15 protein-coding genes are annotated in these 15,820 nt (G+C 64.8%); 5 read left to right on the forward strand and 10 right to left on the reverse strand.

The annotated features are described in order from the left end of the window. Positions 1 to 10 precede the first annotated feature (10 nt). Together HXX15_RS21555 and HXX15_RS21560 are read left to right on the forward strand one after the other, a co-directional pair. The gene (locus HXX15_RS21555; RefSeq protein WP_296518814.1) at positions 11 to 1,819 is read left to right on the forward strand and encodes an ATP-binding cassette domain-containing protein; all 1,809 of its coding nucleotides are present in this window, start codon (positions 11 to 13) and stop codon (positions 1,817 to 1,819) included. Positions 1,820 to 2,014: 195 nt separating this feature from the next. Next, positions 2,015 to 3,097, forward strand: coding sequence for a D-TA family PLP-dependent enzyme (locus HXX15_RS21560; RefSeq protein ID WP_296518816.1), 1,083 nt, complete (start codon positions 2,015 to 2,017; stop codon positions 3,095 to 3,097). Positions 3,098 to 3,171: 74 nt separating this feature from the next. Here the strand turns inward: HXX15_RS21560 and HXX15_RS21565 are convergent, their stop codons facing one another. The 6 genes from HXX15_RS21565 to HXX15_RS21590 all read right to left on the reverse strand — a co-directional run bounded on the left by HXX15_RS21565 (position 3,172) and on the right by HXX15_RS21590 (position 8,619). Next, positions 3,172 to 4,446, reverse strand: a complete 1,275-nt coding sequence (locus tag HXX15_RS21565; RefSeq protein WP_296518817.1) for a TIGR03862 family flavoprotein — start codon at positions 4,444 to 4,446, stop codon at positions 3,172 to 3,174. Between the two features lie 196 nt (positions 4,447 to 4,642). Beyond that, positions 4,643 to 5,560 (reverse strand): SDR family NAD(P)-dependent oxidoreductase, encoded by a 918-nt coding sequence (locus HXX15_RS21570; RefSeq protein ID WP_296518819.1) that lies wholly within the window; start codon positions 5,558 to 5,560, stop codon positions 4,643 to 4,645. 18 nt (positions 5,561 to 5,578) lie between these two features. After that, complete coding sequence (locus tag HXX15_RS21575; RefSeq protein WP_296518820.1) at positions 5,579 to 6,043, reverse strand: MaoC family dehydratase; 465 nt, start codon at positions 6,041 to 6,043, stop codon at positions 5,579 to 5,581. 80 nt (positions 6,044 to 6,123) lie between these two features. Then, entirely contained in the window at positions 6,124 to 7,101 is a 978-nt protein-coding gene (locus HXX15_RS21580) for an NADPH:quinone oxidoreductase family protein (protein WP_296518822.1), read from the reverse strand. Further along, positions 7,101 to 7,709 carry a 2-hydroxychromene-2-carboxylate isomerase gene (locus tag HXX15_RS21585; protein WP_296518825.1) on the reverse strand — a complete coding sequence of 203 codons (609 nt, stop codon included), beginning with the start codon at positions 7,707 to 7,709 and terminating at the stop codon, positions 7,101 to 7,103. The genes HXX15_RS21580 and HXX15_RS21585 overlap by 1 nt, the downstream gene beginning before the upstream one ends. Positions 7,710 to 7,917: 208 nt before the next feature. Continuing rightward, positions 7,918 to 8,619, reverse strand: a complete 702-nt coding sequence (locus HXX15_RS21590) for a glutathione binding-like protein (RefSeq protein ID WP_296518827.1) — start codon at positions 8,617 to 8,619, stop codon at positions 7,918 to 7,920. A gap of 140 nt (positions 8,620 to 8,759) precedes the next feature. Here HXX15_RS21590 and HXX15_RS21595 point away from each other — a divergent pair, with 140 nt between their 5' ends. After that, positions 8,760 to 9,782 carry a methionine synthase gene (locus HXX15_RS21595; RefSeq protein WP_296518829.1) on the forward strand — a complete coding sequence of 341 codons (1,023 nt, stop codon included), beginning with the start codon at positions 8,760 to 8,762 and terminating at the stop codon, positions 9,780 to 9,782. A gap of 168 nt (positions 9,783 to 9,950) precedes the next feature. On the opposite strand, the gene HXX15_RS21600 is transcribed toward HXX15_RS21595, so the two are convergent. Next, the gene (locus tag HXX15_RS21600) at positions 9,951 to 10,712 is read right to left on the reverse strand and encodes an IS5 family transposase (RefSeq protein WP_296518831.1); all 762 of its coding nucleotides are present in this window, start codon (positions 10,710 to 10,712) and stop codon (positions 9,951 to 9,953) included. A 265-nt stretch (positions 10,713 to 10,977) separates the two neighbouring features. On the opposite strand from HXX15_RS21600, the gene HXX15_RS21605 reads away from it, so the two are divergent. Then, complete coding sequence (locus tag HXX15_RS21605) at positions 10,978 to 11,961, forward strand: ABC transporter substrate-binding protein (protein ID WP_296518832.1); 984 nt, start codon at positions 10,978 to 10,980, stop codon at positions 11,959 to 11,961. Between the two features lie 118 nt (positions 11,962 to 12,079). On the opposite strand, the gene HXX15_RS21610 is transcribed toward HXX15_RS21605, so the two are convergent. The 3 genes from HXX15_RS21610 to HXX15_RS21620 are packed head-to-tail and all read right to left on the reverse strand — an operon-like array spanning position 12,080 to position 14,066. Further along, positions 12,080 to 12,751 (reverse strand): hypothetical protein, encoded by a 672-nt coding sequence (locus tag HXX15_RS21610; RefSeq protein WP_296518834.1) that lies wholly within the window; start codon positions 12,749 to 12,751, stop codon positions 12,080 to 12,082. A gap of 9 nt (positions 12,752 to 12,760) precedes the next feature. Continuing rightward, complete coding sequence (gene gpt, locus HXX15_RS21615) at positions 12,761 to 13,285, reverse strand: xanthine phosphoribosyltransferase (RefSeq protein ID WP_296518836.1); 525 nt, start codon at positions 13,283 to 13,285, stop codon at positions 12,761 to 12,763. Positions 13,286 to 13,328: 43 nt separating this feature from the next. Then, a complete protein-coding gene (locus tag HXX15_RS21620) occupies positions 13,329 to 14,066 on the reverse strand; it encodes a molybdopterin-binding protein (RefSeq protein WP_296518838.1) in 738 nt (245 codons plus the stop codon). Between the two features lie 221 nt (positions 14,067 to 14,287). On the opposite strand from HXX15_RS21620, the gene HXX15_RS21625 reads away from it, so the two are divergent. Then, positions 14,288 to 15,706, forward strand: coding sequence for a circularly permuted type 2 ATP-grasp protein (locus tag HXX15_RS21625; RefSeq protein WP_296518839.1), 1,419 nt, complete (start codon positions 14,288 to 14,290; stop codon positions 15,704 to 15,706). Positions 15,707 to 15,820 lie beyond the last annotated feature (114 nt).

The raw sequence follows: 15,820 nt of genomic DNA on the forward strand, positions 1-15,820 counted from the left end.
TTGAGTAATTATGGCGCCTCCGCTGATCCAGTTGAAGGATATCTCGCTCACTTTCGGCGGCACGCCGCTGCTGTCGGGGGTCGAATTGTCGGTGTCGGCCGGCGAGCGGGTTTGCCTGATCGGCCGCAACGGCTCCGGCAAGTCGACCCTGCTGAAGATCGTCGCCGGGCTGATCGAGCCCGACAAGGGCACCCGCTTCGTGCAGCCCGGCGCCACTATCCGCTATCTGCCGCAGGAACCAGACTTCACCGGCTTCTCGACCACGCTGGCTTATGTCGAGGACGGCCTCCATGCCGGCGACGAGCATTATCAAGCCGCTTATTTGCTGGAGCAGCTCGGCCTGCATGGCGACGAGGACCCGCAAAACCTGTCTGGCGGCGAGGCGCGGCGCACCGCGCTGGCGCGGATGCTGGCGCCCAATCCCGATATCCTGCTGCTCGACGAGCCGACCAACCATCTCGATCTCACCACCATCGAATGGCTGGAAAGCGATCTCGCCGCGCGGCGCTGCGCCCTGGTGATCATCAGCCATGACCGCCGCTTTCTCTCCAACCTGTCGCGCTCGACCGCCTGGCTCGATCGCGGCCAGATCAAGCAGATCGACCGCGGCTTCTCGGCGTTCGAGCAATGGCGCGACGACGTGCTCGCCGAAGAAGAGCGCGACCAGCACAAGCTCGACCGCAAGATCGTCGCCGAGGAACACTGGCTGCGCTACGGCGTCTCCGGCCGCCGCAAGCGCAACGTCAAGCGGCTCGGCAATTTGTTCGAATTGCGCGAGCAGCGCCGTGACTATCGCGGCGCCGCCGGCAGCGCCAACCTCGCCGCCTCCGAGGCGGAGAAATCCGGCAAGCTGATTATCGAGGCCAAAGGCATCGGCCGGGTCTATGGCGACCGCAAGATCATCGACGATTTCTCGATCCGGGTGCAGCGCGGCGACCGCATCGGCATCGTCGGCCCCAACGGCGCCGGCAAGACCACGCTGATCAACATGCTGACCGGCGCCGCGCCGCCGGATTCCGGCACGATCCGGTTCGGCGCCAACATCGAAATGGCGACGCTGGACCAGAGCCGCGAAAGCCTCGACCCGCGCTCGACGCTGGCCGATGCGCTCACCGGCGGCGGCAGCGACAGCGTGATGGTGAACGGCAAGCCGAAGCACGTCATCAGCTACATGAAGGACTTTTTGTTCTCGCAGGAACAGGCCCGCACCACGCTGGAAGTGCTGTCGGGCGGCGAGCGCGGCCGGCTGATGCTGGCGCGCGCGCTGGCGAAACCGTCGAACTTTCTGGTGCTGGACGAACCGACCAACGATCTCGACCTCGAAACCCTCGACGTGCTGGAGGAAATGCTCAGCGACTATGACGGCACCGTGATCCTGATCAGCCATGACCGCGACTTCCTCGACCGCGTCGTCACCTCGGTGATCGCGCCGGAAGGCGACGGCAAATGGATCGAATATGCCGGCGGCTACACCGACATGCTGAACCAGCGCGGCGCCGACCTGAAACGCGAGGCGGTCAAGACCGCCGCGACCGACAGCGCCAAGGCGCAAAAGGCGGGCGCCCCGCCGGCGCCGAAGAAGAAGCTGAATTTCAAGGACAAGCACGCGCTAGAGACCCTGCCCAAGACCATGTCGCATCTGCAGGCCGAAATCGCCAAGCAGCAGCGCCATCTCGACGATCCCAATCTGTTCAAGAAGGATCGCAAGAAATTCGACACCGCCTCCAATGCGCTCGCCAAGGCGCAGCAGGAGTTGCAGGAGTGCGAGGAACGCTGGCTGGAGCTGGAACTGCTGCGCGAGGAAATCGAGAACGCGTGAGCATCGGCGCAGCCCCGTCGGACGTCGCCGCGAGCACTGACCTCATCCTGAGGAGCCCGGCGTCGTCCGAAGGGCGACGACGGGCGTCTCGAAGGATGAGCGTAACATCCTCATGGTTCGAGACGCGCAGCTTCGCTGCGCTCCTCACCATGAGGGGCAAGTACTGACAGCCCATCACCATATCCGGAGCCCCGCATGACCACGCCCCTCGCCTCAAAAATCGCCCGCGAGATCGGCACGCCTTGCGTGGTGATCGACATGGACCGGGTCGAGGCCAACATCGCGCGGATCCAGGCGGCCTGTGACAAGGCCGGCGTCGCCAACCGGCCGCATATCAAGACCCACAAATCGCCGCTGCTGGCGAAGCTGCAGATCGCCGCCGGCGCCCGTGGCATCACCTGCCAGAAGCTCGGCGAGGCCGAGGTGATGGTCGATGCCGGGATCGACGACATCCTGATCAGCTACAATCTGATCGGCGAGGAAAAAATGGCGCGACTCGGCGCCCTGCAGGCGCGCGCCGACATCACCGTCGCCGCCGACAATGAAGTGGTGATCGCCGGCCTGCCGCAGGCCGCGGCGCTGGCCGGGCGTTCGCTCAATGTCGTGGTCGAATGCGACACCGGCCGCAAGCGCGCCGGCGTCGAAACGCCCGCCGAGGCGATCCAACTCGCGCGCGCCATCGCGGCCTCGCCCGGCCTCAGCTTCGCGGGCTTCATGCTATATCCAACCGAGACCGGCTGGCCCGACGCGCAGCGCTTCTTCGACGATGCGCTGGCAGGGGTCCGCGCCCACGGCCTCGACGCCATGATCGTCTCCACCGGCGGTTCGCCGAACCTGAAGAATCTCGGCCAGCTCAAGGGCGCCACCGAGCATCGCCCCGGCACCTATATCTACAACGACCGCATGCAGGTCGCCGCCGGCGTCGCCTCCTGGGACGATTGCGCGCTCAACGTCTACGCCACCGTGGTCAGCCGCGCCGGCCCCGATCGCGGCATTCTCGATGCCGGCTCGAAGACTCTGACCTCGGATCCCGGCGGCGGGCTCGACGGCTTTGGCCTGATCCTCGATCATCCCGAGGCGAAGATCGCCCGCTTTGCCGAGGAGCACGGCTTCCTCGACCTCAGCCGCAGCAATACCCGCCCCAATGTCGGCGACGTCCTCCGCATCGTGCCCAACCACGTCTGCGTCGTCGTCAACATGGTCGACGAGGTCGTGATAGTGCGCGGCGACGAGATTTTGGGCATGCTCCCGGTCGCCGCCCGCGGCAAGCTGCGGTGACTGACCTCATCCTGAGGAGCCCGGCGTAGCCCGAAGGGCGGAGACGGGCGTCTCGAAGGATGAGCAGTTCATCCTCATGGTTCGAGACGCGCAGCTTCGCTGCGCTCCTCACCATGAGGGCGCCCCAGCCACCCCAGCACGCCCCGGCCCGCGGCGGCGCCGGTGGCGAAGGCGCCTTGCAGCAGATAGCCGCCGGTCGGCGCTTCCCAATCCAGCATCTCGCCGGCGGCGAACACGCCGGGCAATCGCCTGATCATGAAATGCGCGTCGAGTTCGTCGAACGCGATGCCGCCCGCAGTCGAGATCGCGCGGGCGATCGGCGCGACGCCGGTCAGCGTCACCGGCACGGCGTTGATCAATGCGGCGAGCTTCTCCGGCGCCAGCGCCGACAGCGCCACGCCCTCGGCCAGCGCCGCCTCATGCAACATGCCGACCCCGAGCGGCGTCAGATGCGCGGCCTTGCGCAGGAACGTCGCCAGCGACTGCTTGCCCCTGGCCGCCGACAGCTTGGCGGCGAGATCGGCATCTGCGAGATCGGGCCGCAGCGCGATCAGCAGCGTCGCCTTGCCGCCGGCCATGATGGCCTCGCGCAGCGGCGCCGACAGCGCGTAGATCGCGCCGCCTTCGATGCCGGAGCTGGTGATCATCGCCTCGCCACGCACACGGTGCGCCCCGAATGACAGCGCGACGTTCTTCAGCGGCTGGCCTTCGAAGCGCGTCCGAAACAGCTCCGACCACGCGACGGCAAACCCGCAATTCGCCGGTCGCAGCGGCGAAATCGCCACGCCCTTCGCCGCCAGCGGCGCGACCCAGCCGCCGTCGGAGCCGAGCTGCGGCCAGCTTGCGCCACCGAGCGCCAGCACGGTCGCGCGCGCCGCCACGCAGCGCGATCCGTCGGGCGTGTCGAATGTGAGCTGCCCGGCGTCGTCCCATCCGCGCCAACGATGCCGCAACACCAGCCGCACGCCTTGCTGATCGAGCCGCCGCAGCCATGCCCGCAGCAATGGCGAGGCCTTCATCGCCTGCGGAAACACCCGGCCGCTGCTGCCCACAAAGGTCGGCTGGCCGAGCTCTTCGCTCCACGCCCGCAGCGCATCGGGCGACAGCGCCTCTATCGCAGGGGCCAGAAGCGGCGTCGCCGCGCCGTAGCGCGCCAGAAATGCCGGCAGCGCTTCGCTGTGGGTGAGATTGAGGCCGCCGCGCCCCGCCAGCAGAAATTTGCGGCCGGCCGAGGTCATGCCGTCGAACACGGTGACGCGCGCGCCGCCGCGTGCGGCGGTTTCAGCCGCCATCAGCCCGGCCGGACCGGCGCCGATCACCGCGACGTCGATGTTGGAAATGTCTGCCACGGCGCAACGCTATGCACGCTCGGCGACGGCTTGTAAAATTGTTGCTCGCTTGGGCCGTGGCGCTGAGTCCTCATGGTGAGGAGCGCGCTGTTGCGCGCGTCTCGAACCATGAGGGTGGGTCGCCCATCCTTCGAGACGCCCGGCTGCGCCGGGCTCCTCAGGATGAGGGAGGCTACGCGGGACGGTCGCAGCAACCTTACAACTTCACCCCAGCCCGTGCCGCCGCCTGGGCGACGTATTTCTGGGTCTGCTGAAATGCGCCTTCCAGCGCCTCGGCCTTGCTCATGTCGGAAATCGCGCCGAAATGTTCGGCGATCGCGTCCGGGGTCCAGTCGGCCTCCGCCAGATTGATGCCTTCGCTCTCCAGGATCTTCACCACCGCGAACGATCCGGCGCCGGCGCCCATGATGGTGCGGGTCGGGGCGTTGTCGCTCAGCAGATACAGCACCGCCGGCGTGATCGCGTCCGGCTTCATCAGCTGCAGCGCCTGCGGCGGCAGCAGCTCCTCGGTCATCCGCGTCGCCGCGGTTGGCGAGATGGTGTTGATGCGGATGTCGGTCTTGCGGCCCTCGGCGGCGAGCACGTTCATCAGCCCGACGATCCCCATCTTTGCCGCGCCGTAATTGGCCTGGCCGAAATTGCCGTACAGGCCCGACGACGACGTCGTCACCACGATGCGCCCGTAATTGCGTTCGCGCATGCCGTCCCACACCGCCTTGCAGCAGTAGAACGTGCCCTTGAGATGCACGTCGATCACTTTGTCGAAATCCGCCAGTTCCATCTTGGCGAAGGATTTGTCACGCAGGATGCCGGCATTGGCGCAGAGCAGATCGACGCTGCCCCATTCCTTCGTGGCCCTGGCGACCATCGCCTTGACCTGCTCGAAATTCGAGACGTCGGCGGCGTCCGCCATCGCGGTTCCGCCGGCCGCACGAATTTCCTCGACCACGGTTTCGGCCGCGGTCAATGATCCGCCGGTGCCGTCGCGGGCGCCGCCGAAATCGTTGACCACCACCTTGGCGCCACGCGCCGCCAGCCCGAGCGCATGCGCCCGTCCCAATCCGTTGCCCGCGCCGGTGACGATGGCAACGCGTCCGTCAAACCTGATGGTCATGAGTGTCGTTCCTGAGGTTCAAGCAAAATAGATCAGGCCGAGCCAGTCGGCGACCAGCGCCGGCTTGGCCTCGCCCTCGATTTCGACGCTGACGCTGGTGCGCGACAGCAGTTCGGTCGGCTTGCGCAGCGTCGCCTCGGTCAGGGTGAAGCGACCGCGGATCCGCGAGCCGGCGCGCACCGGCGAGATGAAGCGCAATTTGTCGAAGCCGTAATTGACGCCCATGGTGGCGCCGCTGATCTTCGGTAGCGCCTCGTAGGAAAACACGCTGAGCAGCGACACCGTGAGAAAGCCGTGCGCCACGGTGGCGCCGAACGGGGTCTCGGCCTTGGCGCGCACCGGATCGATATGGATGAACTGCCGGTCCTCCGTGGCCTCGGCGAATTCGTCGATCCGCTTCTGATCGACCAGATGCCATTCCGACACGCCGACTTCGCTGCCGACCATGTTGATATAAGCGTCGCGCTCCACCATCGAATTCATGCAGTCCTCACCGTTTGCGGCCGCACATTCCACATCGCGCGGGCCTTCGCCAAGCGAAAATTTCGGTTGCAATCAGGGGCTCAACGCGTCATCAGCGCGACCCGGCCGATGGCGCGGCGTTCGATCAGCAATCGCATCCCGTCCGCCCATTGCGCCAGCGGCACCCGGTGCGAGACATGGGGGCGAATCTTGCCCTGCTCCGCCAGTTCAAGCAGCGCCTTGATCCGCTTCTCGCCGAGCGCGGGATTGCGGCGCACCGACTCGCCGGCGCGGACGCCGAGCACGCTGGCGCCCTTCATCAGCACCAGATTGGTGCGCGCCATCCCGATCCCGCCGGTGAAGCCGACCACCAGCACGCGCGCGCCCCAATTGATGCAGCGCAGGCTCTGCTCGAAGACCTCGCCGCCGACCGGATCGAACACCACATCGGCGCCGCGGCCTCCGGTGAGGCGCTTCACCGCGTCGCGAAACGGCTCGGCGCCGTACAGCACGCCATGATCGGCCCCCTTCGCCCGCGCCGCTGCGAGCTTTTCTTCGCTGGAGGCCGCCGCGATCACAATGGCGCCCAGCACCTTGCCGAGTTCGACCGCGGCGAGCCCAACACCGCCGCCGGCGCCATGCACCAGCAGGACTTCGCCGGGCTGGATCTGCGCGCGCACGACCAGGCCGTGATACGCGGTGCCGTGGCCGGCGAGAAACGTCGCCGCCTCCGCATAGTCGAAATTGCGCGGCATCGGCGTCAGCTGTTGGGCCACGACCACCACCTCGTCCGCGTAGCCGCCGAACCGCAATTTCGCGATCACGCGGTCGCCGAGCGCGACGCCGGCGACACCATCGGCGATCTCGATCACGTCGCCGGCCGCCTCGACGCCGGGAATGAACGGCAGCTCCGGCTTCAGCTGATACTCGCCGGCGCACATCAGGACGTCGGGAAAATTGATCCCGGCGGCATGCACCGCGACCCGGACCTCGCCCGCCGCCAGCGGCTTGCGCTCGAAACTTTCCAGCCGCAACGCCTCGGGCGGTCCGAGCTCACGGCAAACCACGGCTGTCGGCATCAGGCCGCGCTCGCCTTGCGGCGCTGCAACGCCTCGCGCACCAGCGGCAGCCGGTCGTTGCCGAAATACATATCGGTCTTGTCGACGAAGATGGTCGGCGAACCGAAGCCGCCGCGCGCCATCACCTCGTCGGTGTTGGCCTTGAGCTGGTCCTTGATCGCCTGATCGGCAATCCCGGCGAAAAACTTGGCCGGATCGACTCCCACTTTGACGCAGATCTCGCTCAGCACCTCGTCCTTGGAAATGTCCTTGTCGGCGCCCCAATAGGCCTCGAACACCGCGGTGGCGAACGGCACCATCTTGTCGCCGAGCCAGATGCAGCCACGCATCGCCTTGACGCTGTTCACCGGAAACACCGATGGCGGCATCTTGATCGCAAGCCCGGCGGAGCGCGCCCAGTCCTGCAGGTCCTTCTTCATGTACCGCGCCTTCAGCGGCACCGGCGTTTCGCGCGAGGCGTAGACGCTCGGGTTAACGCTGTTGAAGATGCCGCCGACCAGGATCGGCCGCCAGTCAACGTCCACGCCGAACTCCTTCGCCAGCGGCTGGATATTGTGGAAGGCCAGATAGGTCCAGGGACTGGAGCAGTCGAAGAAGAATTCGATCATCGGGGTTTCCTCGGTTGTTTGTTTTGACGGTATTGTCGTTGGAAGCGGCGGCCGCATCTTCTGACGTCATCACCCGCGAAAGCGGGCGACCCAGTATTCCAGAGCGTCAGCGTTGCGCTGCAAGCGTTCCGCAATACTGGTCCGCCCGGTCAAGCCGGGCGATGACGGCTGTTATCGTCGCGGCGCATTGCATCACACCACCGCCCCCTCACTGCTGCGCCTGCGCGTGCGCCGGCGCGTCGACGCCGAACATGATCTTGCGCGCCTGTTCGTCCATCGGCTGCTTCTCCTGCTTGCCGACCGCAAGCCCGGCCTGCAATTGCGGCCGCGCCCGCAGAGCTGCGTACCAGCGTTTGACATTGGGATAATCGTCGAGCGACAGGCCCTGCGCCTTGTGGGTCATGATCCACGGGAAACACGCGATGTCGGCGATCGAATAGTCGCCGGCGATGTAGCCGCGATCGGCCAGCCGTGTATCGAGCACGCCGTACAGCCGCCGCGCCTCGCGGCCGTAGCGATCGATCGCGTAAGCGATCTTCTCCGGCGCATAGAGCAGGAAGTGGCCGTGCTGCCCGAGCATCGGGCCGAGCCCGCCCATCTGCCACATCAGCCATTGCAGTACCTCGAACCGCCCGCGCGTCTCGGCGGGCAGGAAGCGGCCAGATTTTTCCGCGAGGTAAATCAGGATCGCGCCGCTCTCGAACATCGCCAGCGGCTCGCCGCCATCGGCCGGCGCGCGGTCGACGATCGCCGGCATTCGGCCATTCGGGCTGAGCTTGAGAAATTCCGGCTGGTGCTGGTCGCCGCGGCCGAGCTGCATCGGATGCAGCAGATAAGGCAGCCCGCATTCCTCCAGCATGATCGAGATCTTCCAGCCGTTCGGCGTGGGAGCGTAATGCAGGTCGATCATCCGGGGCTCCCGTTGGCGAGGCTCGTTTTGCCCAATCCTACCCCGGCAATTTGCCCGGCGCCAATGCCAAGTCTGACCACCATGTACGCCGCGCTTTGGGCATGGCACATAGGCTGCCAAATCCACCCCGGGAGATGCCCATGCTGTTTCCGACCACGATCGCCGGTTCCCTGCCGAAGCCGGAATGGCTGGCCGAGCCGAATAAGCTGTGGGCGCCGTGGAAATCCTCCGGCGACGAGCTGATGCGCGCCAAGCGCGACGCCACGCTGCTGGCGCTGAAGATCCAGGAAGACGCCGGCATCGACATCGTCACCGACGGCGAGCAGGCCCGGCAGCATTTCGTCCACGGTTTTCTGGAAAACATCGAGGGCATCGATTTCGCCCACAAGGTCGAGATGGGAATCCGCAACGATCGCTACAAGGCGATGGTACCGCAGGTGGTGGCGCCGCTGCGGCTGAAGGATCGTGTCCATGCCTTTGAGGCACTGGCCGCCCGCGCCCACACCAGGCGTCAGCTGAAATTCACCCTGCCCGGACCGATGACCATCATCGACACCATCGCCGACCGCCACTATGGCGACCGCGTCAAGATGGCGTTCGCCTTCGCCGAACTGCTCAACGAGGAAGCCAAGGCGCTGCAGGCCGACGGCGTCGACATGATCCAGTTCGATGAGCCGGCGTTCAACGTCTATATGGCCGAGGCCGCCGACTGGGGCGTGAAGGCGCTGGAGCGCGCCGCGCAGGGCCTGACCTGCGCCACCGCGGTGCACATCTGCTACGGCTACGGCATCAAGGCCAACACCGACTGGAAACAGACGCTCGGCGAGCAGTGGCGGCAATACGAGCAGATCTTTCCCGCGATCGATGCCTCGCCGATCCAGCAGGTCGCGATCGAGTGCCGCAACTCGAAGGTGCCGCTCGAATTGCTGGCGCTATTGAAGGGCAAGATCGTGCAGGCCGGGGTGATCGACGTCGCCAGCGATGTCGTGGAGACCGCCGAGGACGTCGCCGCCACGATCGAGGCGGTGATGAAATTCGTGCCGGCCAGCAACATCATCGCCACCACCAATTGCGGCATGGCACCGATGCATCGCGACATTGCCGAAGCGAAACTGATGGCGCTCGGCGCCGGCGCGGCGCTGGCGCGGCAGCGGTTCGGATAATTTGTCATTCCGGGGCGCGAGCCCTTGGGCGAGCGAACCCGGAATCTTGCTGCACAGCGGGGCGTGGCCGACCTGCGCGAGATTCCGGGTTCGCTCGCAGCTGACGCTGCTCTCGCCCCGGAATGACTTCGTCTCTTCTTCGGCGCTTCGAACACACTCCGGCTCTGACTAGGGCGTGGACTCATTAGCACGTAGCCAAATTCTGGTTGAAGCGAGTTTGACGAACGCCAGATAATTGGCTGCGAGTTTGTCGTATCGGGTCGCGACACGCCGACATTGCTTGATCTTGTTGAAGAACCGTTCGATCAGGTTGCGGGTGCGATACAGATACGGGCTGAAGCAGATCGGGTCTTTGCGGTTGCGTTTCGGCGGAATGTTGGCCCACGCGCCTTGCTGGCGGGCAAGCTCCCTGATCCAATCCGCGTCGTATCCACGATCTCCGAGTAGCATCGTTTGCGGAAGCAAGGCGCTGAGCAGAACCGAACACAGCCGATTATCGTGCGCCTCACCTGGCGTGAGCGCGACATGGATCGGCAGACCGTTGGCGTCCACGACCGCGTGAATTTTGCTCGTCAGGCCCCCTCGCGAGCGACCCATGTCTTGGTGATTGTTGTCCGCGACACAGGCTCCGTGCTGGTGCACGCGCACGACGGAGGTATCAATCATCTGCACCGCCGCGTCGTGACCGGCAGCCAGCGCATCCATGATCTGGTCCCAGACGCCAGCCCGCCGCCACCGAACGAAGCGATTGTAACAGGTGGTGCGGGGACCACAGGATTCCGGCAGGTCGCGCCATGGCGCACCAAAGCGCAGAACCCAAAAGATGCCATTGAGCACGCGAGGGTCATTTACCCGCCGAACGCCGCGCCGCTTGTTGGGTAGCATCGGCTTGATGGCGGTCCATTCATAATCGCTGAGTTCGTAGCGCATGATTCGAGGCTCCGGTTTCGGAGCTTGAATCACTTCTCGGGCAGGGCCAGCAAGCCGCAATCACTCGCCGCGAAGCCGCTAATGCTCTGAATTTACTTTCGCTTTCGGCCCGATAGCCGACATGGCCGGACTTGCCGCTGGGTCGCCCGTGTAGCGATTGACCCATATGCGACATTTGTCCTGCACCGCGACAACGATTTTCAGCCCCCTGTCAAAGTGCTCGTTTGAGCCGTAATGATGCTTGATCCAGAGGCAAGAGGCGGGCATGCGGCGGCGGGATTTTCTAGGTGTTTTGGGAGGTGTCACTATTGCGGTTCCGCTCGCGGCTCGGGCGCAGCAAGATGCCAAGGGTGGGCGCATCGCAAGGATCGGGATACTGCTGGCGGATAGCACGCCAGAAAGCTCTGCGCGTTCGGATGTTCTGGTCAAGACACTCGCCGACCTCGGCTACATCGAAGGTAAAACCGCTCAGCTCATGCTGCGTTTTCCCGAAACAAGGCCTGACTTTGCCAAATTTGCGCGCGAGCTTATCGATAACAGGGTCGATGTCATCGTTTCCGTCACGTCTGTTGGCGCTTACGTGGCGAAACAGTTGACGAGCAGCGTCCCTATTGTCTTCGTCTATTCTGCTGACCCGGTCGGCCTCGGACTTGTGGAGAGTTTGCCCCGCCCAGGCGGGAACGTTACCGGACTGTCACTCATGGGAAGCAACTTGATCGCCAAACGGTTGGATCTCTTGAGAGAAGCGGTCCCGACGATTTCGCGTGTGACCTTCCTCTTTGACCCATCGATTATATATTCCGAACTGTCAGCTCAGCAGAGTGCAGCGAAGGCTCTCGGGCTTCAGTTGCGGCCAATAAGCACGCCGACGACGGATGCAATCGACCGAGCGTTTGTGGAAGTCGCAAACGACGGCACCGAAGGGGTTACGGTTGCGACCCAACCCATGATGACCCGAGAAAGCGCGCGGATCGCTGTGGCAGCGCTGGTGCATAGAATACCGACTGTAGGATATCATCCGGGGATGTCGCGGGACGGCCTGTTGATGTCCTACGGACAGGACTTTGACGAATATCTTCGTAAAGCCGCTGTCTATGTTGACAAGATATTGAAGGGCGCAAGACCGGCTGACTTACCCGTTGAACAACCGACCGTCCTAAAATTGGCCATCAATCTCAAGACTGCGAAAACTCTTGGTGTGACTATTCCAACACCGCTACTCATCGCCGCCGACGAGTTGATTGAATAGACCGATGACTTCCACTATTGGCACTTAGCGTCGTTTCGCTGCGCTGCGGGATTTATTCGCTATCGGAGAATAGCGGACTTTGGCGAGCCGCCCGCCGGCGAATTTATGGGTTCACGGCCTAACCAGCCGTTGTGTTTGCGCTTGAATGCAAAACCGGGGCGTAGCCGGCGCCGAACGCGCGCAACGCCGAGGGCGGGGTCAGCAGCATGGCGCCGCGTAGCGATGCATTGACCTGGCGATAGCCGTCGAAACTCCACAGCAACGCCCTGCCCTGCAGGATGACATAGCTATTCGTTTGATCGCTGCTCGCTGCTAGGTCATCAGCATTCGGCGCCCCAGCTCCCGCCTGAATCATGGCGCCGTCCGGCAACGATTCCATCTCGCCGGGTAGCGGATGCAGCCGCTTCTTCCGCCCGTCCAGCCGCTCACGATGCAGCGTCGCGTCGATCTCCTTGGCGGACGCGCGCGCGAGCCCGTTGCCGCGCGCCCACGCCGCGCGAAACGCCTCCGCGTCGGCGCGGCGGCAATAGAAACACGGCCGGTGCCCGGCGGCGAGCGCGGTCGCTTCGTCGAGGAAGAACAATTCGGTCCAGCTCCGCGTCGCCATCACGGCGCGGCGGCGACCGCGGAAGTCGCAGACGCAGATGATCCAGGCCGGGCTCGACCAGCGCCGCTTCAGCAGCGTCTTGGTGGCGGGGTCGTGGATGATACCGCGATTGCCGGTGAAGATGCCGCGGGCCGGCGTTGCGACGATGTCGCCCGCTGGCGTGACGCGGTTTTGCAGCGGCATCGTCGCCGGCTACGCCGCGCCGTCGCGGATCGGCGGCTGGAACGACAATGCGGTGTCCCAGGGGAAGAAGATCCAGGTGTCCTGCGACACTTCGGTGATGAAGGTGTCTACCAGCGGCCGGCCCTTCGGCTTGGCGTAGACGGTGGCGAAATGCGCGTCCGGCAGCATGTCGCGCACCAGCCGCATGGTGGCGCCGGTGTCGGCGAGGTCGTCGACGATCAGCAGGCCCTTGCCGCTGCCGCCGCCGAGCGCCGCGGTCTGGTCCGAAATGCCCTTCAGCAGTTTCAACTCGCCCTGCTTGTCGTGGTCGTAGCTGGCGACGCACACCGTATCGATCACCCGTAGCCCGAGTTCGCGCGCCACGATCGCCGCCGGCACCAGTCCGCCGCGGGTGATGGCGATCACCGCGTGAAACGGCCCGACCTCGTTGAGCCGCCAGGTCAGCGCCCGGCAGTCGCGGTGAAACTGGTCCCACGACACCGGAAACGGCCGGCCCGCCCGCTGCTGCGGGTTCAGATCCGCACGTTCAACCATCCGCCTGTCCTACCCGCCGCGTTTCACAATTCGTTCTGGCCCGTCAATGCGGAGCGTGCAACGCCGCCAGCATGGCTTTCACCGCAGCCATCGCCGCGTGCAGCTTGTCCGGATCGCGCGAACGGACCACCAGATTGGTGTTCGGCTTCTTGTCCTCGTCGAGAAACGGATAGCTGCCGATCATGGTGTCGGGATGCGCCAGCGCGATCTCGCGCAGCGGCCCGCCGATGTCGCCCTCGCGGGCATTGGCCTGCACCGTCTCCGACAGCATCCGCGCCCCGGATTTCAGCTTCGGCGCGACGATGTCCATCATCGCCTGCATGATCGACGGCACGCCCGCCATCACGATGACATTGCCGATCTTGAAGCCGGGCGCCAGGATGGTGGCGCTTTGAATCAGTTCGGCGCCGTCGGGGATTCGCGCCATCCGCAGCCGCGCCTCGTTGAGCTCCTGGCCGGAAAACCGCTCGCGGAACCTCGCCACCACCTCGGGGTGATGATCGATGCCGACGCCGAACGCCTTCGCCACGCTGTCGGCCGTGATATCGTCGTGGGTCGGCCCGATCCCGCCGGTGGTGAAGACGTAGGTGTAACGCGCCCGCAAGGCGTTCAACGCCTCGATAATGGCGGCCTCGTCGTCGGAGACCACGCGCACTTCGCGCAGGTCGATCCCGATATTGGTCAGATATTCGGCGATGAAGCCGATGTTCTTGTCCTTGGTGCGGCCGGACAGGATTTCGTCGCCGATCACCAGAATACCCGCCGTGATAATGTCGGTCATTGCCTCTCCTCGCCCCGTCGCCGTTCTCGCTTAACAGCAAAGCCCCGATTTCGCGAGACTTGCCGCCGAAATAAGCACCTGTCAGCCCGTTTTTCAGGCACACTCACCGAGGGTTCCAACAAAAGGGTCCACGCGATGCATATCGCGCTGGCCCGGGCCTTGCTACCATCCTATTCCGTGCTGCACTCTGTTGCAGGACCACTTGGAAGCAGTCTGGTTAAATGGCAGTCGCGTTCGACGAAATGAATGGCCCCGGCGGTGAACTTCGCTCCGCCTATCAGGAATTGTCGCGCTGGCTGAGCGATACGCCGCCCGACGCGCTTGAACATCGGCGTCACGAGGCGGAATTGCTGTTCCGCCGAATCGGCATCACCTTTGCGGTGTATGGCGACGCGGAGGCCCAGGAGCGGCTGATCCCGTTCGACGTGATCCCGCGAATCATCTCGGGCAAGGAATGGACGCTGCTGGAAAAGGGCCTGAAGCAGCGGGTCCGCGCCATCAACATGTTCCTGCGCGACATCTATCACGGCCGCGACATCCTGCGCGCCAACATCATCCCGGACGATCTGATCTTCCAGAACCCGGTGTTCCGGCCGGAAATGAACGGCCAGGCGGTGCCGCACGATGTTTATGTGCATATCGCCGGCATCGACATCGTCCGGGTAGACGCGGAAAACTTCTACGTGCTCGAGGACAATGCGCGGACCCCGTCCGGCGTGTCCTACATGCTGGAAAACCGCGAAATCATGATGCGGCTGTTTCCGGATCTGTTCGCGCGGCATCGCGTCGCGCCGGTGGAGAAATATCCCGACGAACTGCTGACCGCGTTGCGCTCGGTGGCGCCGCTGCACGCGTCGTCCGAGCCGACCGTGGCGCTGATGACGCCCGGGGTCTACAATTCGGCCTATTACGAGCATTCGTTCCTGGCCGACAAGCTCGGCGTCGAACTGGTCGAGGGCCGCGACCTCATCGTCAAGAGCGACGAGGTGTTCATGCGCACCACCGAAGGCCTGAAGCGGGTCGACGTGATCTATCGGCGGGTCGACGACGAGTACCTCGATCCGTTGACCTTCCGCCCTGATTCGGCGCTCGGCGTGCCCGGGCTGATGTCGGCCTATATGGCCGGCAACGTCACGCTGGCCAATGCGGTCGGTACCGGGATCGCCGACGACAAGGCGGTCTACAGCTACATGCCGGAGATCGTGAAATTCTACCTCGGCGAGGAGCCGATCCTGAAGAACGTGCCGACCTGGCGCTGCCGCGAGCCGGCCGATCTGGCCTATGTGCTCGATCATCTCGGCGAGCTGGTGGTCAAGGAAGTCCACGGCTCCGGCGGCTATGGCATGCTGATCGGCCCGGCCGCGACCAAGGCCACCATCGAGGCGTTCCGCGATAAATTGAAGCGCGAACCGGAAGGGTTTATCGCCCAGCCGACGCTGGCGCTGTCGACCTGCCCGACCTGCACCGCCTCCGGCCTCGCGCCGCGCCACGTCGATTTGCGTCCGTTCGTGCTGACCGGACGCGACCGCGTCACCATCGTGCCGGGCGGGTTGACCCGGGTGGCGCTGAAGGAAGGCTCCCTGGTGGTGAATTCCAGCCAGGGCGGCGGCACCAAGGATACGTGGATTTTGGATGAGTAAGTTTGCGGTGATGACTCGGACGCGCAGCACCCGCTGCCCGCTCCCCTCCCCCTTGCGGGGAGGGGTCGGGGGTCGACATCCGATGCATTGCCTGTTGCCACCCCCCACCCCAAC

The sequence above is a fragment of the Rhodopseudomonas sp. genome, assembly GCF_013377015.1.
In the GTDB taxonomy this organism is placed as follows: Bacteria; Pseudomonadota; Alphaproteobacteria; order Rhizobiales; family Xanthobacteraceae; genus JARJEH01.